17 protein-coding genes and 1 pseudogene are annotated in these 23424 nt (G+C 37.9%); 7 read left to right on the top strand and 11 right to left on the bottom strand.

The window, feature by feature from the left end; translation table 11 throughout:
* A pseudogene (locus I6F65_RS18815) lies at positions 1-140 on the top strand (IS4 family transposase); the annotation flags it as partial.
* Positions 141-329: 189 nt separating this feature from the next.
* Here the strand turns inward: I6F65_RS18815 and I6F65_RS18810 are convergent.
* From I6F65_RS18810 to lptD, 7 genes are all read right to left on the bottom strand, one after another.
* Positions 330-2345, bottom strand: a complete 2016-nt coding sequence (locus I6F65_RS18810) for a methyl-accepting chemotaxis protein (RefSeq protein ID WP_166108834.1) — start codon at positions 2343-2345, stop codon at positions 330-332.
* A gap of 135 nt (positions 2346-2480) precedes the next feature.
* A complete protein-coding gene (locus tag I6F65_RS18805; RefSeq protein ID WP_166108835.1) occupies positions 2481-3299 on the bottom strand; it encodes a symmetrical bis(5'-nucleosyl)-tetraphosphatase in 819 nt (272 codons plus the stop codon).
* 16 nt (positions 3300-3315) lie between these two features.
* Entirely contained in the window at positions 3316-3705 is a 390-nt protein-coding gene (gene apaG, locus I6F65_RS18800) for a Co2+/Mg2+ efflux protein ApaG (RefSeq protein WP_024611158.1), read from the bottom strand.
* On the bottom strand, positions 3689-4495 hold the full coding sequence (gene rsmA, locus I6F65_RS18795) for a 16S rRNA (adenine(1518)-N(6)/adenine(1519)-N(6))-dimethyltransferase RsmA (protein WP_024611157.1): 807 nt from the start codon (positions 4493-4495) through the stop codon (positions 3689-3691). Before rsmA ends, apaG begins: the two co-directional genes overlap by 17 nt.
* Entirely contained in the window at positions 4492-5484 is a 993-nt protein-coding gene (pdxA, locus tag I6F65_RS18790) for a 4-hydroxythreonine-4-phosphate dehydrogenase PdxA (protein ID WP_166108836.1), read from the bottom strand. Before pdxA ends, rsmA begins: the two co-directional genes overlap by 4 nt.
* Before the next feature lie 2 nt (positions 5485-5486).
* A complete protein-coding gene (gene surA, locus I6F65_RS18785; protein ID WP_166108837.1) occupies positions 5487-6782 on the bottom strand; it encodes a peptidylprolyl isomerase SurA in 1296 nt (431 codons plus the stop codon).
* 39 nt (positions 6783-6821) lie between these two features.
* Positions 6822-9068 (bottom strand): LPS assembly protein LptD, encoded by a 2247-nt coding sequence (gene lptD, locus I6F65_RS18780; RefSeq protein WP_024611154.1) that lies wholly within the window; start codon positions 9066-9068, stop codon positions 6822-6824.
* A 112-nt stretch (positions 9069-9180) separates the two neighbouring features.
* Here lptD and I6F65_RS18775 point away from each other — a divergent pair, with 112 nt between their 5' ends.
* From I6F65_RS18775 to djlA, 3 genes are read left to right on the top strand one after another with little or no spacing between them, the layout of a single operon-like run.
* Positions 9181-10194: an aminoglycoside phosphotransferase family protein gene (locus I6F65_RS18775; protein ID WP_166108838.1), complete on the top strand. Its 1014-nt coding sequence runs from the start codon at positions 9181-9183 to the stop codon at positions 10192-10194.
* Positions 10191-10856 (top strand): N-acetylmuramate alpha-1-phosphate uridylyltransferase MurU, encoded by a 666-nt coding sequence (murU, locus tag I6F65_RS18770; RefSeq protein ID WP_166108839.1) that lies wholly within the window; start codon positions 10191-10193, stop codon positions 10854-10856. Before I6F65_RS18775 ends, murU begins: the two co-directional genes overlap by 4 nt.
* Before the next feature lie 23 nt (positions 10857-10879).
* Positions 10880-11737, top strand: a complete 858-nt coding sequence (gene djlA, locus I6F65_RS18765; RefSeq protein ID WP_166108840.1) for a co-chaperone DjlA — start codon at positions 10880-10882, stop codon at positions 11735-11737.
* Here the strand turns inward: djlA and I6F65_RS18760 are convergent.
* From I6F65_RS18760 to rapA, 3 genes are all read right to left on the bottom strand, one after another.
* A complete protein-coding gene (locus I6F65_RS18760) occupies positions 11720-12694 on the bottom strand; it encodes a DUF3530 family protein (RefSeq protein ID WP_166108841.1) in 975 nt (324 codons plus the stop codon). The two genes, djlA and I6F65_RS18760, sit on opposite strands and share 18 nt — an antisense overlap.
* Before the next feature lie 91 nt (positions 12695-12785).
* Positions 12786-13439: a bifunctional tRNA pseudouridine(32) synthase/23S rRNA pseudouridine(746) synthase RluA gene (rluA, locus tag I6F65_RS18755; RefSeq protein WP_166108842.1), complete on the bottom strand. Its 654-nt coding sequence runs from the start codon at positions 13437-13439 to the stop codon at positions 12786-12788.
* Positions 13440-13744: 305 nt separating this feature from the next.
* On the bottom strand, positions 13745-16639 hold the full coding sequence (gene rapA / locus I6F65_RS18750) for an RNA polymerase-associated protein RapA (protein WP_166108843.1): 2895 nt from the start codon (positions 16637-16639) through the stop codon (positions 13745-13747).
* Between the two features lie 304 nt (positions 16640-16943).
* On the opposite strand from rapA, the gene I6F65_RS18745 reads away from it, so the two are divergent.
* The 3 genes from I6F65_RS18745 to I6F65_RS18735 all read left to right on the top strand — a co-directional run bounded on the left by I6F65_RS18745 (position 16944) and on the right by I6F65_RS18735 (position 23088).
* Positions 16944-18341, top strand: coding sequence for a PhoH family protein (locus tag I6F65_RS18745; RefSeq protein ID WP_166108844.1), 1398 nt, complete (start codon positions 16944-16946; stop codon positions 18339-18341).
* A gap of 66 nt (positions 18342-18407) precedes the next feature.
* Positions 18408-22205: a PAS domain-containing hybrid sensor histidine kinase/response regulator gene (locus tag I6F65_RS18740; RefSeq protein WP_197114365.1), complete on the top strand. Its 3798-nt coding sequence runs from the start codon at positions 18408-18410 to the stop codon at positions 22203-22205.
* Positions 22189-23088: a diguanylate cyclase gene (locus I6F65_RS18735; protein WP_024611778.1), complete on the top strand. Its 900-nt coding sequence runs from the start codon at positions 22189-22191 to the stop codon at positions 23086-23088. Before I6F65_RS18740 ends, I6F65_RS18735 begins: the two co-directional genes overlap by 17 nt.
* A 90-nt stretch (positions 23089-23178) precedes the next feature.
* Here the strand turns inward: I6F65_RS18735 and I6F65_RS18730 are convergent, their stop codons facing one another.
* Positions 23179-23379 (bottom strand): DUF3192 domain-containing protein, encoded by a 201-nt coding sequence (locus I6F65_RS18730; protein ID WP_331461425.1) that lies wholly within the window; start codon positions 23377-23379, stop codon positions 23179-23181.
* Positions 23380-23424 lie beyond the last annotated feature (45 nt).

Genomic DNA, 23424 nt, shown 5'->3' with positions numbered 1-23424 from the left:
CAGGTTCAATTCCAAAGAAATTAAGGGCAATGCGAGAACGAGTGAAACGTTATATTCTTCCAGAAAAAAGAAAACGGCCCAAAAGTAGGACCGTTCGGATTTCAAAAACTCGGTACACCATTAAGTCAAAGCATGCTTAACTGAATGGTGTTAGCATTTATTGCGGCTTTTTTGTGTTCAATAAATATGAGCATAATAAAAAATTAATTTGAAAATTAAAAAAGCCGTATTGAGATAATCACAATACGGCTTTTTTGTTCGAGTTAAAATTTACTGCTAATCCATATAAATAATTAAATCGATTATATATTTATGTGGGTTAGTATAAATTAAACTTTAAATGCATCTACAGACAAGCGAAGTTCTTCCGCTAGCTTTGCGACCTCAGAGCTAGATATATTTGTTTGGCTTGCACCTTCAGCTGTTTGTTCGGCAATAGCTACAATTGACTCAAGACGTTCACTTATTTCTTGTGCTACTTGTTGCTGCTCTTGTGCTGCTGTTGAGATTTGCTCGCTTACATCGTGCGCTTGCGATACAGCAAACGTAATAGAGTCAAGCGCAGTGCTCGCTAAGTCAGTTTGCTCCACACATGATACTGCGCGTTGCTTTCCTTTACTCATTGCCGTTACAGCCGCTTCTGCGCCTGTTTGTAGTGACTCAATCATTGATTGTATCTCTTGAGTAGACTCTTGCGTTTTACTTGCTAGAGATCGTACTTCGTCGGCTACAACAGCAAAGCCTCGACCATATTCACCAGCACGCGCTGCTTCAATTGCTGCATTAAGTGCCAGTAAGTTAGTTTGGTCAGCGATACCGCGTATTACATCTAATATGCTGCCAATAGATGCACTATCTTGATGTAATTTATTAATTACTTGTGATGCGTCATCTACTTCTCGAGCGAGTTGTTCAATAGTCGATTTATTGTTATTAGAAATACCTTTTACACGTTCAGCTTCTTTGTCCGCATTTTTGATTTCGCTTAACGCTTGTTGCGCACTATTACTTACTGTTTGTGAGGTACTGCTCATTTCAGTTGTTGCTGTGGCAGCTTGTTCTACTTGTGCTTGTTGGTTTCTTATTGCTTGGCTTGATTCAGCTGTAATTGCAGATGTTTCTTCTGATGCAGCAGCAAGTTGAGTTGAACGAGAAATAATACCTTTAATTAAGCTACGTAAGCTGTCTATTAATGTATTGCAACTTTTAGATAATTCACCAAACTCATCTTTGGCGGTGTCATCTAATCTCTGAGTCATATCACCGCTGGCAACAATATCCAAAATTCGGTTAACTTCTGCAAGGGGTTTTGTAATACGGCTAACCGTAATAATAGCGATTGCTATAGCTAAAAGTGTTGCAATAACCATCCCAACCCATGTCCATAAGTTGGCTGAATCTACATCACTTCGTACACCTTGCTGAAGTTTAAATGCTTCATTGCTGGCTTGCTTAACTAGTTCATCTATTTGATTTAAAGCCATTCTAGTAGCTTGTTCAGATTGCGCTAATTCTTTTTCGGTAAGCTCTATAGCGTCAATTAAACGTTTTTTATTTGCAGATAAGCCATTATTACCTTTTATATTGTTCTCTAGTGTATCCACATACTCTTTTAAACTGTTGTATAAATCACTATGTGATTGCTCTATCGCTGGCTTTATTAACGCGACCGTACGAGTTACTTCTTCTAGGTAGTACGTTTGCTCGTTCTTTACAATATCCAGTGTGTTGATAGTTTTAACCGTGAGCATGTCAGTGCTGTTACTTACCACTGACATAAAGTTATTTTCTAGATTGTTAGCAGCTTGGAATGCGCGCGGATGGTTTTGCTCAAAGCCATCTATATCAATAATATCGAGGACAATAGAGTTTGCGTCTTCTGCGCTTAGCTCTATATTTTCTAGTTGTGTTTTTAAAGACTTGCTAAGTGCTAATTGTTTGTTTTTGTCGGCTATTAAGCTCTCAACAACTTTTAAAAAGCTTAAATAGGTTTTTTCTACATTTTGACTACTTTGATTTAATATAGGATCGTTTTTTACAACAGCTTGTAGTTCGCTATGCAAGGTACTGAATAGTTGTTTTTGTTCGCTAACTTGTTTTTTTATTGGAGTTAGCTCACTTACAGATGATGTATAAAAACTTGCTTGGGCTGCTTTACTCATTAAAATAAATTCAGCTTGTAACTTAGCGCTTTTATTTAATGCGGGAAGTGATAGTTGATTCACTTTTTGAGTAGAACGATCGATATTTGCTATTTTTATTAGAGAATTACCACCAATTATTAAAAGTAATAGCGTGATGAATATAAAACCACCCCAAATACGTTGGCTTACTGTTAGATTCATATGGATTCCACTCAAAGGTACTTAATTAAAACTTATCGGCTTGTATTCAGATAAGTTAAGTAATTAAAATCAATTACTTTAATTAATTTTAACTATTAATTCATAAATCTAACAGATGTATTAGTTTTTTTCAGTTTATTTAGACAAAAGGTGGGATTTTTCTGTAATTACTTTTTTATTAGTTAGTTCCATTAATGACATAGTATTACCCCACACACAGCCTGTATCTAAAGCGTGTACATGTTTAAAGCCAGTGCTTCCTTCAAGAGCAGCCCAATGACCAAAAATAATGTCGTGCGTAGAGGTGCGTATATTTGGATGACAGAACCAAGGTGTTAGCTCATTATTTTGATTTATTGCACCTTTAGCAATAAGTTCGAGTTTATTGTTTTGGGTTAAAAAGCGCATACGGGTAAAGTAATTAACGATATACCTAAATTTTTCAAAACAATCGAGTTCGTTTGACCACATTGCTGGATGAGGTTGGTACATGCGTTCAAAAAATGTTTTTGCATTATTTGACTGATAACACTCTTGAGCAAATTGTGCGTGTTTTAACGCTTGTTCAATTGACCAGTTAGGGTTCAACCCCGCATGAGCAATAAAGCTATCATGTTGTTTTAAATATAATGCAATAGGTTGGGTTTGTAGATAAGAGATGTAGTGTTGTAATTTATTACTATTAAATATTGGGGCTAGTTTATCTTTAGGATTAGTCGGTTTATTTAGGTAATAGCAGGCAATCATGTGTAAATCATGATTGCCCAGTGTAATTGTCATGCTATTTTGGTGTTGGTAAATATAATCTAAGCAGGCAAGAGAATCAGGTCCACGTGCAACTATATCGCCCACCAAATAAAGATGATCTTTACTTGGGTTAAAATCAACCCTTTGTAACAAAGTGCTAAATTCGCTAAAGCAGCCTTGTAAATCACCTATCGCATAATCAGCCATCGGGTGCTGCCATTATTTAATGTAAAATATTAGGACAAGCCAAACGAAACACATTAATAGGTGCTTGAAACTCAGAACCAAACTCATTACGCAGAGTATAGTGGCCTTGCATTGTGCCTACAGGTGTATCAAGAATGGCTCCGCTGGTGTATTTATAACTTTCACCAGGAGCGATAGTTGGCATTTCGCCCACAACACCTTCGCCTTCAACTTCAATTTCTTTGCCATTTGCATCGGTTATTAACCAATAACGACTAAGTAATTTTGCGCTACATAGGCTGTGATTTCGAATAGTTACCGAATAAGCAAATACGTATTTTTCGATCTCTGGTTGAGATTGACCTTCTACGTAAAATGTTTCTACCGATACCTTAACAGGCGATCCAATATTACTGCTTGTTGTCATAAATCCAATTAGCTATATCAATAAATTGTTGTAAAGATAAGCGCTCAGCACGAAGTGTTATATCAATGCCGATGCTAGTAAGCTCTTCTGCAGTTAGTAAGTTGGCTAAGCTATTTCGTAGTGTTTTACGACGTTGATTAAAAGCTTCTAAACAAACTGTATTTAAAATTTTAACGCTTTTTGCAGTGCGTTGTTCTGGTTTTTTAGGGATAAGGCGTATAACAGCCGAATCAACCTTAGGCGCTGGCTTAAAGCACTCTGGTGGTACTTCTATTACTGGCATTGCATTACAGTAATACTGCGTCATTACGCTCAAGCGACCAAATGTTTTGCTACCAGGACCTGCAACCATACGCTTTACTACTTCTTTTTGTAGCATAAAGTGCATGTGTTCAATATTGTCAGCAAATTCAAAAAGATGAAACAATAATGGTGTAGAAATATTGTAAGGTAAGTTACCAAACACTTTTAATTTTTTATCGTCTCTAACTAAGCTAGCAAAATCAAACGTCATTGCATCGCCCTGATTAACCGTTAGCTTAGGGCCTAAAAATGGATGCTCAATTAAACGTTGTGCTAAATCTTTATCTAATTCAACAACAGTTAAGTGGCCGCTCAGTTCTGCAACAGGTTCTGTGATTGCACCTAAGCCTGGACCAATTTCTACTAGGTTGTCCTCTGGCTTAGGATCAATAGCAGAGACTATTTTATCGATGATCATTTCATCAAATAAAAAGTTTTGCCCAAAACGTTTTCGGGCGCGGTGTCCTAAATGTACTTTATCGGTCATTGATTCTGTGCTTTTTCATGGGCGAGCTTAATTGCTTCGCGGATCGCTAATTCAAAACTGCCAACATCAGCTTTTCCGGTACCGGCTAAATCTAGCGCTGTACCGTGGTCAACTGAGGTGCGGATAAATGGTAAGCCAAGGGTAATATTTACCGATTTACCAAATCCCTTGTATTTTAGCACAGGTAATCCCTGATCGTGATACATAGCAAGTACAGCATCGGCTTCTGATAAGTATTTATCTTGAAATAGAGTATCGGCTGGAAGTGGTCCGATTAAATTCATCCCCTGACTTCTAAGTATATCTAGAGTTGGTGTGATTGTTTCTATTTCTTCACGTCCAAGATGACCGTCTTCACCAGCATGAGGGTTTAACCCGCATACTAAAATACGTGGCTGTTCAATACCAAACTTAGTGCGTAGGTCGTGATTTAATATGCCTGCAACTTTAGTTAAACGCTCAGGCGTAATAGCACGTGATACATAAGCAAGTGGAATATGAGTAGTCACAAGTGCAACTCTTAAACCTTCAGTTGCTAATAGCATTACTACATCTGCTGTGTTTGACTGCTGAGCAAAGTACTCAGTGTGTCCACTAAATGAAATACCAGCTTTATTAATAATACCTTTGTGCACAGGACCGGTAACAACAGCATCGAACGTACCGTCCATGTTTTTTTCACTTGCGATTCGCAAAGTGTCTAAAACATATTGTCCGTTACTATCGTTTAATACACCAAGCTCTACTTCTGCACCTAAATCAACCTGATCAAGATAAACACTGCCAGCAGGAGCGGGCAGTGCAGGTTTACTTGGATCAAATTTTATTAAGTTAATAGTTAAACCAAGATGTTTTGCACGTTCTTTAAGTAGTTTGCCATCAGCAATAATTACAAGTTGTACATCCCACGCTTGCTGAGCAAGCGTGAGTAGTAAGTCGGGACCTATGCCAGCAGGCTCGCCTGGCGTAATAGCAATTCTTAAAGTCATATTTATTGGTCTGCTGGGAAAATATCAACATGGGCTTGTTCGCGCATTTCTTGCTGCCAGTTAAAACTTTCTTCTTTGAATTTACGGTTAAATAACATGCCATGAGCACGGTTACGTTTAGCTTGTTCTGTTTTATCAGCTACGCGCTTACCTAGTAACTGAACTATATGCCAACCGAACTGCGTTCTAAATGGTTCACTAATTTCATCTTGTTTAAGTGAAAGTAGCGTATCTTTAAATGCAGGAACATAGGTAGTTGGGTCTGTCCAATCGTACTCACCACCTTTAAGTGCTGAACCAGGGTCTTCAGAGTATTCTTTAGCTAGCTCACCAAAGTCAGCAGTACCATCGCGTAATCTTTTTGCAAACGAGGCAAGCATAGAGCGAGCTTTTTCTTCGCTTAAAATAATTGAAGGTTTAATTAGTATGTGGCGAGAGCGCACTTCAGTTGTTTCTACAACTTGGCGACCACGAATTTCCTGTACTTTAATAATATGAAAACCAGCACCAGAACGAAGAGGACCAACAATAGCACCGCTTTTTTTACCTTTAACAGCTTCAGCGAATAATGATGGCATTTCGTTAATACCCATCCAGCCTAGTTGTCCACCTTCAAGTGCTTTTGAACCACTTGATGAAGAAATTGCAATACGCTTAAATTCTTGACCATCTTGTAGTAGTTCAATTACTTTATCTGCACGTGTTTTTGCATCGTTAATTTCATCAGGGGTTGCATCGTTAGGAATGTCGATCAAAATGTGCCCAATATCATATTCTTCAGAATTTTGACCTTGAGTTTCCATAATCTTTAAAAGGTTATCAACTTCTTGTTCGCTAATATAAATACGACGGTCTACGTTTGCACGTGTTACTTGTTGCGTCGTAATTTCTTTACGAATTTCTTCACGATATGCTTGAAAACTTTCGCCAGCACCTTCAATTGTACGACGTAAATCGGCAATTGTACCGCCTTGTTCTTTCGCCATATTTGCAAGTGTTTGGTCAAGTTGGCTATCAGATATTTCTAAACCCATACGTTCAGCCATCTGCATCATTAGTGTTTGACTAACTAAGCGTTCTATTGCTTGTACACGTAATGTTTCGTCTTTAGGCAGTTGCTGACTTTGTTCTTCAGCTTGCTTTTTAACACGGTTAATAATGGTGTCTACTTCACTTTTTAATATAACGCCTTCGTTTACTACACCAATAACTTTATCTATTTCTACTGGGGCTGCAAATGCACTTTGGCAAAGGCTAATACTTAATACTGCTGATGTTAATAATTTTTTTAAATTCATATTCTTTTTACTACTCTTGCTAATAGTACTGTTGTGATACTAGTTATTGAGAAAATACGGTCTACGATAGCCAAAAATACCTTGTTGTAATAATTTTTTTGCATCATAACGGCTTTTACTACCAAGTCCTTTTAATACAAAGTTAAAACTAATACCCGAATCAAAGGTTGCTTGCTCTTGCCCGATTGACTGATTTAAGTCAGTTTCAATTTGGCGATGACCAGTAATTTGGAATGCCCAACAACATGACTCATACTGTAACCCGCTCAATATTTCGACGCTTCGGTTATTGTTAAGGTCACGATGGTAGCTTGCAATAAACTGCCATTCGTCACTAATTGGAATGCTTGTAAAGACACCTGCTTGTTCAATTGTATTTCCTGAGACATCATTTGCATAGCGATGGTTCAATTGTACTAGCTGATTTTCATCACCTTTATAATCTAAGGTAACATTCGATTGGATCATTTGTTTACTATCAGTGTCGTATTGTACACCACCAGAGAGGTACCAACGACGATGCCAATGTAACATGGTTTGCGCTGCAAATAATGCATTGTAGTTAGTATCAGAGTTTAAACCTTGCTCTGTAGGTTTAGCCGAGTCACTTAAATAAAAGATTTGACCAGCGCTAAAGTTAAATATTTCTTCTTGTTTTTTATCGAATAAACGGGTTGTTGCACCCAAAGTAAATTGGTTTGCAGCAGCAATACGGTCAACGCCCGAAAAACGCGTATCTCTAAATAAACCATAATAATCGTCTTGCAACTTGGTTGTATCAAATAGACCTATATCAGATTGATCTTTATTTGGTGTATATAAATACTGAATTTGCGGTTCAAGGGTTTGAATACCATCGTCAACAAAATATGACGTATCGCGTTCAAAATTAAGCTGTGAGTACAAACGTACCTTAGGAATAGTACGAGACACACTTTCACGGTAATCAGTACCACTTAAGTCACCATGCTGCTTGTAATTGGTTTGTAATAAACTAACTTCTGATAGAAACGACCAAGCATGCTTTTTATAGTCAAAGCGTGCTTTTGGTTCAATATGAACACGTGTTGCTTCGTCAATAATTGCTGAGTCGTTAGTAAAGTGGCTTATTTCACCCGCTACGCTAAAGTCAAAATGATCAATTCGCCAAGGTGCTGTTTGCGTAAAATTAATTTGTGGTATTGCAGTATATGATTCTAAGTGATCGCCTAGTACTTCAAAGTTTTGAACTTTAATATCGGTACGCCATGTATCACCTAAATGCGTAAGTGCACCTGTACGGTATAGTTGAGTATCGGTTTTGTTAGCGTAGTTAGAATCTAAATCGGTTATGTAGTTATCGTCACTTACGTTTGTTATATCTACGTTTGCACGCCAGTTTTCACTTAAATAACTTCTTTGTTGCCAATGAAACATATAACGCTCATCTAATTCTGGCTCAGAGTCGTCTTCATTTAAGTATTCTATACCTACTAAGCCTTCATGTTGCTCAGTTAAATACCTGACTTCTGTTTGTAGTTGCAGTCCAATACGTGACATATAACGCGGCGTAATAGTTGCGTCAAAATTGGGTGCAATATTTAAATAATACGGTGTTATTGTTTCAAGCCCATATTTATCAGAACTTGAAATGTTTGGTGTAAGCAAACCAGATTTACGTCGCTCATCAAGAGGAAAGGTAAAGTAAGGTAAGTATAAAACCGGTGTATCAAGAATGCGTAATATAGCGTTGTGCGTTTCGCCCCAACCTTCTTCTCTTGATAGGTTAATTTCGTCGGCTTCAATTTCCCAAACAGGCGTTTCGCCAGGGCAAGCAGTAAAGCTTGCATTCATTAGCACTAAGCCAGACTCATTAACAGTGAGTTTTTCGGCTCCGCCTTTACCTTGCTGCTCAGTTAAGCTGTAATCAGCACCAAGCAAGCTAATCTCTGAATTATTTAAATCAGCGTTTAAACCAGTGCTGTTTACTTGGCTAATATAGTCACGATAAGTAATTGGACCGGTTGCATTTAATAAGCCGCGTTGCTTGTCTATTAACGCAGTTTGTGCGGACAAACTCATATTAACGGTGTTAATATCAACGTTGCCAGTAAATTCAGCGCTTTGAGCGCCAAGGAGCTCTACATCATCGGCTTTAATGTCAACAGTACCAAGCCCAAGGCCTGGAAGCGGTTGCCAAGCACTGGTTTGCATTGAAGTGCCACAAAGCTTGTGTGTCAGTTCAGTTTCGGCAAGCGATGGTGCGCTAATTACGCCTAGCATCAATATGCCCCAGGTTTTGCTCATTTATTGCCCTTAATGCTCTTTAACTAAATATAATATAGACATAATAAAGGAAAATAATGGCAAATACAGTAATTGACCTAATTAACTTAGCTAAAAATAGATATCTTATAAAATGACACGTATTGATAATTTGCAACAATTTATAAACACGCACTTTGATGCTCAGGCAACTACATTAACCGCCATTACGGGGGATGCGAGTTTTCGACGTTATTACCGGTTAAGTTACGCTAATAAGCACTTTATTGTTATGGACTCCGATCCAAAAAAAGTGAATAACACTCCTTATATTTTGCTTAATAAAGTATTTACTGACCAAGGCTTTTTATTGCCTCATATTATAGCGAGCGATGAGCAACAAGGTTTTTTTATATTAAGCGATTTAGGGAGTACGCATTTAGCCGATATGCTAAATGATGTAAATAGAACAAAGCATTATGAAGCGTTAATAGACTTAAGCGCTCAATGGGCAAAAACGCCAGCATCTGTTGCTATGCAAGCTTATAATAAGGATTTTATAGCGCTCGAGCTTGATATATTTAGCCAGTGGTTAGTTAATGATTTTATAGGTATTGATCTCAGTACAGAATCCAATATTCAATATCAAGCAATGTGGCAAGCAAGCAGTAAACTGTTAACTAATATTATGCTAGCTCAACCCATAGTTACAGTACATCGCGACTACCATAGCCGTAATATAATGCACAGTAATGGCAAATGGGCGATTATAGATTATCAAGACGCCGTGCGCGGTCCGCTTTGCTACGATTTAGTATCGCTACTACGCGATTGCTACTTTAAACTGCCTCAACAAGAGTTAACAAGCTTGCTTGATTTTGCTTATCAAGAATTTACGGCTCAAAATTTACTGGCTAACACTTCATTCGATGAATTTAAATATTGGTTTGATTTAACTGGCCTGCAGCGTCATTTAAAAGCGGCGGGTATATTTTGTCGTTTATATTTACGTGATGGTAAAACCGGTTACTTAGATAATATTTTACCAACCCTTGATTATATTGTTGAGGTAGCTGCTAATTATCCAGATCTTAAAGCATTAAGTGATTGGACTAAAAATATAATCATCCCAAAAGTAACAAAACAGTTGGCAAAGGAGCGTAAATGAAAGCGATGATTTTAGCCGCTGGGCGCGGACAACGTATGATGCCACTGACGCAAAATATGCCCAAACCTATGTTAAAAGTGGTAGATAAACCGCTTATTGAGCACCACATAAATAATCTAAAAGCTGCTGGCATCACAAATATTGTAATAAACCTTGCGTGGCAGGGTGATAAAATTAAAAATTACTTTAATGATGGTAGTCAGTTTGGTGTAAATATACAGTACAGCCAAGAAGTTGAAGGTGGTCTTGAAACCGCTGGCGGTATTATTGAGGCGTTACCATTACTAGGCGATTCATTTATTGTTATAAATGGAGATGTATTTACTGATTACGATGTTAGTGCGCTAATGCAGTTGCATTTGCAAAGTGGTGAAGCGCATATAGTGCTCATAGAAAACCCACCACATAACAAAGATGGCGATTTTGCCTTAAGTCATTTATCGCCTGATAGTCAAAAGTATACATTTTCGGGTATTGGTCGTTATCAAGCTGATTTTTTTCAAGGCTTTGAGCTAGGCATTCGTCCACTTGGACCAATATTACGGAAAAAGCTTGCTGAACATTTAGTTTCTACTGAACTTTATATAGGGCAGTGGGATGATATCGGTACACCAGAGCGACTAGCTGCGCTTAACGAACGCTTAGCGTTAGCAAACATATAAATTTAATAGAGGTAGTTGCTTAGATGTGGGGAAAAATACTCGGTTTTTGCTTTGGTTTTATGTTTGGCAAAATATTTGGTGCAATTTTAGGGTTATACCTTGGTCATTTATTTGATAAAAGCTTAAAAAATAATTTTGATAAAGCAGGCGGTTTTTCTAGTTTGTTTAAAGGTGATGATGTAAACGAGCGCCAAGCTTTGTTTTTTTCGAGTTGCTTTGCCGTAATGGGTCATATTGCTAAGTCCAACGGACGAGTTAGCGAAATACATATAAAAGCTGCTAACTTATTTATGGACGAAATGGGTTTAAAAGGCGAAGAACGCCGTGAAGCGCAGCATGCTTTTCAGTCCGGTAAAGAAAGTGATTTTTCATTAAAAGAAACGGTATACGACTTTAAAGAGCGATTTGCAAAGCGTCATGATTTATTGCAATTATTTTTAGAAATTCAGATTCAAATGGCATTTTCTGATGGTGTATTAGCTGAGCAAGAAAAAAAGCTATTGGATGAAGTCAGCAAACAATTAGGTATTTCTAAAGCACATTTTATATTTGTATTAAAACGCTACCAAGCTGAATTTAATTTTAGACAGCAGCAAGAACGCTTTAAGCAACAACAGAATAAAAGTAGTAGTTATCGTGAAGGCTCTGGTCATCACGTACCGCCAAATAATAATATGAATCGTGCACAAGCATTGGCACTATTAGGGCTTAATGATGGTGTGACTGAGCGAGAGATAAAAGTAGCTTATCGTAAGTTAATGGCTCAGCATCACCCAGATAAGTTGGTATCACAAGGTTTACCAAAACACATGATGGAACTTGCTGTTAAAAAAAGCCAAGATATACAGGCCGCTTACGAGTATTTAAAAAAGTCGGCGTAAAAAGCCGTCTATTTCTTTTGTTAGGCGTGCATGTTGATCGGGTTGATCACGAAGCCCAAAAAATAGCCGTTGGCGGTAATCAAACTTTGCATTGCGGTTAACCCAACGCTGACGGTTTTTAAGGTTCATTAAAATGTCAGTGTTGTCGTTAGCATAATAAACATCAAGTAGGGCAGGTGTAACAAGTGACGTTGTTTGGCTCAGTTCTTCATTGCGCTTGGTGTTAGGCAAATAACTACTTAAGCTTATAAATGCATCAACTCGTTCTTCAGGAAAGTCGGCATAATATTCTATCAATACACCAGCACTGGTCCCTTGTGCAATAACAACTATATTATTTGGCTCTTCCATCGCAGTTTGATACAACGCATTAAAACGAGCGATTAAATTTATTTTATAGTTATCGAGTATTTCATCGGTTACTTTTTCGATTGCGTTAACGTGATGAGGCTCTACCTCTTTTTTTATTTCTGTAGTCTGTGATTCTACGGTAGTTTCTTCTTTAGGTACTGTCGGTGTTGCTACTTCAGTTTGCGCATCCGTTGCTGCTTTGGCTGGTGTTAGCTCCGGTGTTAATTCTGGTGTTTTACCGGCTTGCCAATCTATGTCGGGTACTGTCATCGCATACGTTGTATAGCCTAAATTATTAAGCTCTTTTCGTAAAAAACTCATGCCTGTATTGTTCGTAGGAGTAGATTGCCAATCAGGTATAAGTAATACAACACCTCTAAAGTCGGCGCTCATATATTCACTGTATAAACTTAAAAATTCGGTGTCGCCTGCAAGTATTGGCTTTATTTCGTCATTTGGTAGTAAACGTTCAATATCGCTATTTTCAATACTTGATGGGGTTGGTGGGGCAATATGCTCTGCAGCAGTTACTTGTGTGCTTAAAAATAATGTATAGCTTAGTAATAGATTAAAAAGCGTATTTTTAAATAACGGTGCAAATACCATAACAACCCCAAATAATGTGAACTAATTAGGTATCGGCTTTGCACGGTAAAAGTTTAGCACTATAGCTTAATAGTCAATATTAATAAGGCGACTAAAACTCAGTCTCAGCTTCAAAAGTAAGTACTTGCTCAGTTACAGGGTGCTTCAGTTGTAGCATTTGTGCATGAAGCTGTAAACGAGGTGCTGCAGCTAGTGCATCTTTATGAGCATAGAGTCTATCACCTAAAATAGGATGCCCTAAACTTAGCATATGCACACGTAACTGATGTGAGCGTCCTGTTATAGGTGTTAGCTCAACGCGGGTTGCGTTTGCTTCACGCTCAAGGATTTTAAAGTGTGTAAGTGATGGTTTACCGTTTTCGTGATCAACCATTTGCTTAGGGCGATTAGGCCAATCGCAAGTAAGTGGTAAATCTACTGAGCCCGTATCGACCTCAAGCTTTCCATATATGCGTGCAATATAGCGTTTAGCGGTTTCACGTTCTTGAAACTGCATACTTAAATGCCTGTGCGCTGCTTTATTCATAGCAAGGCAAAGTATACCTGATGTTGCCATATCTAAGCGGTGTACTATTTTTGCTGTTGGAAAAACGCGATTAACACGGCTTATTAAACAATCGGCATGTTTAGGGTCTTTACCTGGAACTGTTAATAGCTCACTTGGCTTATTAACAATGAGCAAATCGTCATCCTGATAAAGTATCGTTAAATACGGATTCATTGGGGGATTGTAGTTAACTAACACGGCCGACCTTAATGATTTTTAAGAGTGCTATTTTAGTGCAGGAAATGCTAAGGCTCAAGGTAAAGGTTTAAGTTGGTGTGTAATTAATATCGAAGTTCGAAGTTTTTGAGTTAGCGTAATTGGGCGCGAAGTGAATTTACGCCTATAAGTTAGGTGTTTTAATTTTATATAGGTGAGACTGTATATCTCGTTTTATGTATTTTATTCTATAAAAAAGCGCGGTATAAATACCGCGCTTTTTTTAAGTTAGATTCATTAGTGATTTTTTACTAATGATTTACGGCTTTACATCGAAAGCTCAAAGCTTAGTGCGAAACAACGATTAATCGAATTGCATCAAGTTGTAACTGCGTTTTTTCAATATACGTAGTTATGTCGTTGCGTTGCTTATCGTAGAAGGTAATTTCTTCTTGGCGAATATTTGGGTTAATTTGCTTAAGGGCAACAAGTCGCTCTTGCTCTTCATTTAGTGACGTTTGCATTTTAGCAAGCGACGCTGCGCGAATAACTTCAAGCTTTTCTTGTGCCATATCTTTAGCGGTAGCAATCATAGGGTGTACAGCACTTTGCAATGCGCCAGCAAGTTTACTTGCTGTCTGGCGACCAACAGCAGATAACTGCTGATTAAAACCTTCAAACGCTACGTTTTCGCCAAGGTTATTGCCTGCTTTATCAAGCAATATACGAATTGGTGTAGGTGGTAAAAAGCGACCAACTTGCAATACTTTTGGTGCCATTGCTTCGGCAACAAAAATTAGCTCAACAAAAAAGGTACCTGGCGGTAATTTTTTGTTTTTAAGTAATGCTACTGATGCGCTACCAAAGTCGTCGTCACAAATCATATCCATGGTGCCTTGCACCATTGGGTGATCCCAACTAACAAAGTGCACGTCTTCTTGCGAAAGTGCCGTGTCGCGATCAAAGGTAACCGTCATACCGTCTTCTTTAAGCGATGGGAATGATGGGTTTAACATATGTTCTGTTGGTTTTAAGATAATGGTATTTTCACCTTTATCTTCTTGGCTTACACCAAATGTGTCGAACACGTTGATCATGTAGCTTGGTAATTCAAATTGATTGTCGAGTTTTTCGATTTCAGCTACAAGCGAATCTGCAGCACCTTGACCCGATGAATGTAGTTCTAGTAAACGATCTCGTCCGCTTTCCATTTTTTTACGCAGTACGGCATTTTGCTGTGCTACTTGCTCAAGTAATGGATCTAGTTCGTCTTCATCGCAGTTATGCGCAGAAATATATTCAAGTAGGTCATCACGGAACTCTTTATAAAGCATTTGACCCGTTGACGAGGTAGATTCGAATGCGTCTAGACCTTCGTTGTACCAACGTAGCAGTACTTCTTGAGCGGTGTTTTCAAAATATGGAACATGAATGTTCACATCTTGTGTTTGACCTATACGGTCTAATCGACCAATACGCTGCTCTAGTAAATCTGGGTTCAATGGTAAATCAAACAATACTAAGTGATGTGAAAACTGGAAGTTACGACCTTCTGAGCCAATTTCTGAACACAGTAATATTTGTGCATTATCATATTCATCTGCAAAAAATGCAGCAGCGCGGTCTCGTTCAATAATAGACATGCCTTCGTGGAATACCGATGCTTTAATTGCTTCGCGTTCACGCAGTATTTGCTCAAGACTGATAGCTGTTTCAGCTTTAGCACATATAAGTAGTACTTTTTCGCGCTTAAGCGTTTTAAGTGTTTCGATTAACCAATCTACACGTGGGTCAAATAAACCCCAGCTTGCGCTTTCACCTTCAAACTCTTGAAATATTTTTTCAGGGAAAAGTGCACGATGTGCGCTTAGTTCAGCATTTTGAATGCCACCCATGTTGCCTAGTACCGACATAGCGGTTTTATATTGTTTTGGCAGTGCCATTGGGTAAGCGTGTAATTTACGACTTGGGTAACCATCAATGCCGCTACGGCTATTTCTGAATAATATACGACCTGTGCCGTGGCGATCGAGTAGCATGTTAAGTATTTCTTTACGTGCTGGTAAATCACCTTGCTGTGCTTTTTCAAGAATATCAGTAATATCGGTTTCTTTTAATAGCTCAATTAGTGTGGCTTTGGCTGTGTCGTCTAGCCCTTGCTCTTGCAGTAATTGATTTGCAGCTTCAGCTACGTCTTTATAATTTGCTTCTTCTTCTTTAAACACGTCGTAGTCGTAAAAACGATCAGGATCGAGTAATTGCAAACGTGCAAAGTGGCTGCTGTGACCAAGTTGATCAGGCGTTGCTGTAAGTAAAATAAGGCCTGGAATATCTTGGCTAAGCTCTGCCATACGTTGGTACTCTGAGCTTGGCTTACCGTTATTTATACTTAGGTGATGGGCTTCATCGATTACTAGTAAATCCCAATCAGCAAGCGTTGCTTGTTCAAACCAGCGTTTTTTCTTGGTTAAAAACTCAAGGCTTGTAAGTACCAATTGCTCTGTATCAAACACGTTTGGTGAGTCGGCAAACGCTTCGTCGCAACGTTCTTCATCAAAAATAGAAAAGTGTAAGTTAAAGCGGCGTAGCATTTCTACTAACCATTGGTGTTGTAGGTTTTCTGGTACAACTATTAATACGCGACTTGCACGACCACTAATAATTTGTTGGTGTAAAATCATGCCAGCTTCAATTGTTTTACCAAGGCCTACTTCATCTGATAAAAGTACACGTGGTGCAAAACGTTTACCCACTTCTTGGGCAATATAAAGCTGGTGCGGAATAAGATTAGCACGTTGACCAATTAAGCCTTTAATAGGCGATTGTTCACGTTCAAATTTATGTAACCACGTTTGGTAGCGAAGTGTATAGCGATCAAAGCGATCTACTTGACCAGCAAATAGACGATCTTGTGGTTTATTAAACTTAATAAAATGATCTAAAAAGGTTTCTTTAAGCTTGGCAGTTTCGCCGTTATCAACACGGGTGCCGTGATAACACAATAACTCACCTTGTACTTCAATAGACTCTACTTCTAATTCCCATTCTTCAACGCTTTTGATCACATCGCCAGGATTAAATGCCACACGGGTAACCGGTGCTTCTGCCGAAGAATAAACACGGCTCTCACCACTGGCAGGAAATAATATGCTGACCTGACGGCCTTCAATGGCAACAACGGTGCCTAATCCTAAATCTGACTCTGTATCACTGATCCAACGCTGACCTAAGGAAAAATTCATGTATGTCTCGTCTATGATGAAAAAGGCGGCTATGTTACCTGTAAGCTAACACCACTGCAAGGCGCTATTTGGCTCACTTTTAATTAATTATGTAAGTGTTAATTATTACTATTAAAAAGGCTAATACATGATTCTTTTTTAATAAATCAAAACTAATTGTAGTTTGTAATAAAACGGACTTTTATGACAAATAGACTAAACTTACAATGTGCCTTGGCAATTAAGTATTGCAGGTTTTGGTTTTGCCCGTTTTACTTAGTTATTTGGGTATAGCATAAAAATCATAAAACGTAAGGAAAGTGCTATGGAAAAAGCTTCGAACCTTGAAAGTAAAATGTATGTGCTAGATACCAACGTACTACTTCACGAACCCCTCGCTTATTTGTCTTTTCAAGAACATGACGTTGTAATTCCGATGACAGTGCTTGAAGAACTCGACCACATAAAAGATAGAAAACATGATGTGAGCCGCGATGCGCGCGTTGCTATTCGTGGATTAGATGAAGTACTTAAAAATGCAACGCCCGAGCAAATGCTACAAGGTGTGGCGCTGCCAAGTAATAAAAAAGCAAAAGCGAGCTCTGCGGGTACGCTTATTATTGTAAATGATCATTTATTTGCTGACTCTATTTCTGGTTTGCCAGGTAACGAAAACGACCACCGTATTATTAATTGCGCGGTGTATTTACAAAAACAGCACAGTGATTCAAAAGTAATACTTGTTACAAAAGACATAAACATGCGCTTAAAAGCCAAAGGCGCAGGGCTTAAATATGTTGAGGATTACCGCACCGACCAACTTATTGACGATATAACCTTACTTACCAGCGGCTACAAAAAAATAGAAGGCGATTTTTGGGACCATGTAGGACAGTGCAATACTGAGCAACATGGGCGTGATACGTTTCATCATGTACCTAAAGATTTAATACCCGATGTATTTTGTAACGAGTACTTACTCGATGGCTGTGAGCATTTTGCTGCGCGTGTTAAATCCTATGATGATGAGCACATAACGCTCAAAGATATTGGTGTTGAGCGTTTAATGAATCACAGTGCGTGGGGCGTTAAACCAAAAAATATTTATCAGGGTATGGCGCTTGACGCTTTACTTGATACAAGTATTGAGCTTGTTATTTTAACTGGTCCAGCAGGATGCGGTAAAACCTTATTAGCGCTTGCTAGTGCTCTTGAAATGGTCATCGAAAAAGGTATTTACGATAAAGTAATAGTAACTCGTAATACCCCCGAGATTGCAGAATCTATTGGTTTTTTACCTGGTACGGAAGAAGAGAAAATGGCGCCGTGGCTTGCAGCCATTACCGATACATTAGAGGTATTACATAAAGGCGACGAAAACCCAATATCGAGCCGAAACTACATAATGGAAAAAGCTAATGTTCAGTTTAAGTCGGTTAACTTTATGCGAGGTCGCAGTATTCAAAACGCGGTAGTAATTTTGGATGAAAGTCAAAATTTAACGTCATCTCAACTCAAAACGATTATTACTCGCTGCGGCGAAGGCACTAAATTAATTTGTACGGGTAACTTGGCGCAAATAGACAGTAACTACCTAACACCGGTTACATCGGGTTTAACGTATATAGTTGAGCGCTTTAAAAACTTTGAAGGCAGTGCAACAATAAACCTCAATGGTGTGGTGCGTAGCCGCTTAGCGTCATTTGCGGAAGAAAATTTATAACTTGCGCTTAACAAATTGGCTCGATAGTCTAACGATTGATTTTCGAGCCATAACGCGGACACTACGTTGAATTTTCTACCTCTCAAACATTATTATCGATCTTTATTTGTTGCGCTTTTAGTACCTCTAATTGTTGCTTTTTTACTGTGTCTGCATTTATATACAATTAAACTTGAGCGAGCTGTTGAGAAGCGCGAAGCTGATTTTGATAGTGTGTCTGCACAGGTAACTCATGGCATGCAGGCTGCAAGTGACTTACTAACCGCTATGTTTACCTTATATCAGCAACCGCCATTTCAGCCGTTTAATAATAGTTTGCTTGAAAATATTAATCAGTACGATGGTTATTACTATCGCGATTTTAATCATCAAGGCACTGAGATTATTGGCAAAGGAAGTTTTGCATATTCTGCTCGTGCGCTTTTGCAGTGGCAGCAGGTTATAGCTTTAGGACCGTCGTTTAATACAACACTTGCGTTAATGCAGTCTTTGTCTGCGGTTGCTTATGTTGACGATGATGGTTTTGCTTATGTGGCTAGGCGTAATAAGAGCCATAGTTTGTTATTAACTGAGGTTTTAAACGGTAAGTTTAAACCTGAATTTGCCCCAAATAAATTATCTTCAAGTCCTATTATTAAAATAAATGATAAAGCGTACTTTGCAATTGGACGTCAGCGAGAAATTGGTTCTCACGACTATATTATTTTAATTTATGATGTGCAGGCTATTTCCGCTTGGTTAAAAAAAATATCTCCTGTTAATGGCGGTGAATATGTTTTTATGAACCAGTCTCATCAAATTATTGCCAGTTCAAAAAATTCAATTGATCAAGTTATAGAGCTAGAGCCTTACTGGCCAAAGCTAGATGAATTCCATAAAAAATCGACTGTATTAACCGGTGATAATAATTACTTTATGCAAGCAGTGGGTGCTTTACCTATCCATGCCGCGTTTTACGAACCTAAACCGCAATTAGTAAATCCTATTCGATATGAAATATTATTAGAATTTGTATTTTTAACCCTATTTTTGAGTCTTATGTTTTGTGTGTTCTTTTGGTTGAGCCAGCGTATTATTGTTAAACCAGTTACACATTTAATGTATTACTTAGCACAAAGTGACGAGCAGCAAAACGGTCAATTAAACTATAAAGTTCCACTTAACTGGCAGCCTTGGTTTTCTAAAGTAAAGCGTGTGTTTTCTAAAAATAAAGAGCTGGTGGAATCGCTGCAAAATGCAAATAAAGAGCTTGATGAAAAAGTACAGTTACAATCAGAAAAACTAAGTCGTAGCTATGAAGCTAAAGAGCGCCACTTAGCTCTACTTAATACAATGTTAAACAGCGTGCCTGATCTTATTTATTTTAAAAATATAGATGGTTCGTTTTTAGGATGTAATAAAGCGTTTGAAGCTTATATAGGTAAAGATCAAACAGCATTAGTTGGTAAACATGTAGATGACTTAGGTGACAACGATCAGCAAATAATTGCGCTAGAAAAACAAGTTTTACAAAATAGAAATAGCGTTGAGCAACGAATAGAAACTGATACCAAGTCGTATCAATTAACAATTGCACCATTTTACAATGAGCACCAGCATTTGTTGGGAACAATGGGGATTGGTCGCGATATTACCGAGCAACAGCAGGCTTTACTTGCCTTAAAAGCATCTGAATCTAAATTTAGAAGTGCGATTGAATTTGCTGCAAACTGTGTGGTATTGCTTTCACTAGAGCATACTATTTTACAAGTTAATAAAGCGGCTAGAAAGCAATTTTCTGAGCAACAAGTGTTAGTAGGTGAGCCACTTAAAGCTTTATTTAATGAATTGCAGTGGGAGCAAATTAAAACCACATTAGCGCAATTACTTGACGATAAAAAAAGGGTATATCACTTAACACTGGCACGAGGAAACTTAACTAGCTGGTTGCAATTGAGTGTATCGCTTGTGTGGGATGAAAGCCGCGATCCTGCTTATTACGTTATTCATATTCAAGATGTTAGCGCACTTACGAAAGCTAAACACGATGCAGAGCGAGCTACACTTGCTAAAAGCCGTTTTATAGCTAATTTAAGCCACGAAATTCGCACTCCACTTAATGCCGTTTTAGGCTTACTTGATATGTTAATTGAGCAAGGGCTTACTCAAAAGCAGTTACAACAAACTGATCAAGCTAAACATGCTGCGCATAGCTTACTACTTATGCTTAATAGAATGCTTGATTTTGCACGAGTAGAAAGTTCACAAGCTGAACTAAAGCAAGCATCGTTTAGTGTGATTGAATTAATTGATATTTGCGATAGTTTAACGGGACCTTTATGCGAAAATAAAGGTATAGAGTTTATTATTGATATAGACCCGTTAATTTCCCCCGACCTTATATGCGATAGTATTAGGCTACAACAGGTGTTGGGTAACCTATTAACAAATGCGGTTAAATTTACTAAAACAGGTTCGATAACCCTTAAAATGGACTTATTGCAAAGTGATAGCGTAGATTTACAGTATATTTGCTTTAAAGTTATTGATACAGGAAGCGGAATAGATAAAGCCGATCAAAGACGTTTATTTGATGCATTTACACAAGGTGATGAATCGTCAACACGAATACATCATGGAGTGGGTTTAGGTTTAGCGATAGTTAAACATGCGGTGTCGCTAATGGGCGGCGAAATCACTCTAAAAAGTGATAAAGGGCAAGGGTGTGAGTTTTTCTTTAGTATTGCACTTCAAGTAGATAGAACAAAAAATAATGTAATACAAAATAATACATTAGCTATTGTCTCTGAGCGTAGCAAAGAGCTAAAACGCGTTGCCGGTGCATTTTCTGAACTAGCTAGCATTGACCTTGACGAAGTTTTAAAATATCCAATAAAGCTTTCACATGCTGAGCAATTAATTATAGATGTAGCCGACTTATCTGTACTACTTAATGTAGAGGCGATAAATGATTCATTATCGTCAAAAGCAACACCGGTTATTATTATTAATCATCAACACACATTAAGTTTACCTAATAGCGAGCATTTAGCGGCACGGCATGTTAAAGCATCAGCGCTTGGTCAGCGGTTGCTAAATTTAAGCTCCGGCTCAGAGTTCAAATCAGTAATAGGTACGCAAATATTAAGCATACCGGAACTTAAAAAGGATATATCGGGTCTACTAGTATTAGCAATTGATGATAATCAATTAAATCTAGAGATTATTAGCAGTGTGTTACACCAAGCTGAAATTAATGTTGTTACAGCTTCGAGTGCATCAGATGGTATGGAGTTATTGCAGGTTTTAAAGCCCGATCTAATTTTAATGGATGTACAAATGCCGCATATCGATGGCTGTCAAGCAACAGCATTGATTCGTCAACAGTTTGACGCAAAGCAGCTCCCTATTTTTGCATTAACAGCTCATTGTGAGCCTGCAGATATTGAACGTTCTTTACGTTGTGGTATGAACAAGCATTTAACAAAGCCAGTGGTTGCTAAAGTACTTACAGGTGCTATTGCTGACTTAGGACTTGTTAAACCTAGCTTTTTTGAAAAATCATTTGCTTTAACGCAGTTTAATTTAGATGAAGCATTACTTAATACTATGATTGATAAATTTGCTAACTTATGTCAAATTCAATTAATTCAGATAGATGAAAGTACTAGTAAGGATGATTTGGTACGCTTAGTGCATAGTATTAAAGGAGTAGCAGGTAATTTAGGTTTTAAAAGGTTGTCGTATTGTGCACAGCAGTGTGAAAAACACCTTAAAACGACTAATGAGCCTATTGAAATTACAATGAAAGAGCTTATTATGCAGTTAGAACAAGTGATTGTTTTTATAAAAGGTTTGGGGGCAAAGGATGTCAAAAAAAGCTAAGGTATTAATTGTTGATGATGATCCTCTCAACCGATTGGTACTCGATAAAACACTTAATACTGAGCATGAAGTGTTTTTGGTGGAAAGTGGCGAAAAAGCACTCACTTTTGTAAAAACGACACAAGTTGATTTAATTATACTCGATGTTGTTATGCCAGGCATTGATGGATACGAAGTGCTTGTACAACTTAAAGAAAACCCAATAACCCAATCTATACCCATCATTTTTATATCTGCTAATCATAGCCATGAAGATGAATCGAAAGGTTTAGAGCTTGGTGCTATGGATTACATAACTAAACCATTTAGCGCCTCAATAGTACGTGTACGAGTTCGTAATCAGTTATTAATAAAGCAAAAGAATGATTTACTAGAAATGCTTGCTTCAATAGATGGTTTAACCGAGATACCAAATAGGCGTTACCTAGACGAAAATTTATCTCGTGAATGGCGCAGAAGTATCCGCAGCGGTTTACCTCTTTCTGTTTTACTTATGGATATAGACCATTTTAAACGTTACAACGATTGCTACGGACACCGTGCTGGTGACGATTGTTTAAAACAAGTAGCTCAAGCACTTGTTGGTGAATGTGAACGTGGTAGTGATTTTATAGCACGCTATGGCGGCGAAGAATTTGCTGCTGTTCTGCCAGGTGTAGGCAAAAGTGAAGCAATAGCATTTGCAAATAAACTACGCAATGCAGTTAATAGTTTAAATATAGAACATAAAGCATCATTAAATGCCAACCATATAACGGTCAGTATTGGTGTTGCAACAACTGAAAGTGGCAAAATATTTGCTGAAGAAGCGCTTTTAGAAGAAGCTGATTTAGGTTTATATGCAGCCAAAGATGCGGGACGCGATAGAATAGTCGCTCGCTAATTATGTTTTTTCTTAGTTATTTACAGCTCTAATAAGTAAAACGCCAATATTTTTATTGGCGTTTTTCGTTTATTACTTTTTGACTATATTCTATTTGATCATATCCAGTGCGGTGTCGCCAATACCCACTAGTTTATCGTTTTTGAATACCAGTGCTGTGCACTCATCTTTAGTCATTTTACCATCTGAATGAACGCTATGTGTTGGGTAAAATAATACCTGATATACATCGTTATCTTTTTTTAATAACTCAGTAAAACTAGGGGCTGTTGATCTTTGTAGTATATATATTAATCAGCCCACATTGGTAGCCACATCATAGTAAATGCTAAAGCG

The sequence above is a fragment of the Pseudoalteromonas sp. SWXJZ94C genome, assembly GCF_015864385.1.
Lineage (GTDB): Bacteria > Pseudomonadota > Gammaproteobacteria > Enterobacterales > Alteromonadaceae > Pseudoalteromonas.
This window is presented reverse-complemented; position numbering and strand designations above follow the sequence as displayed.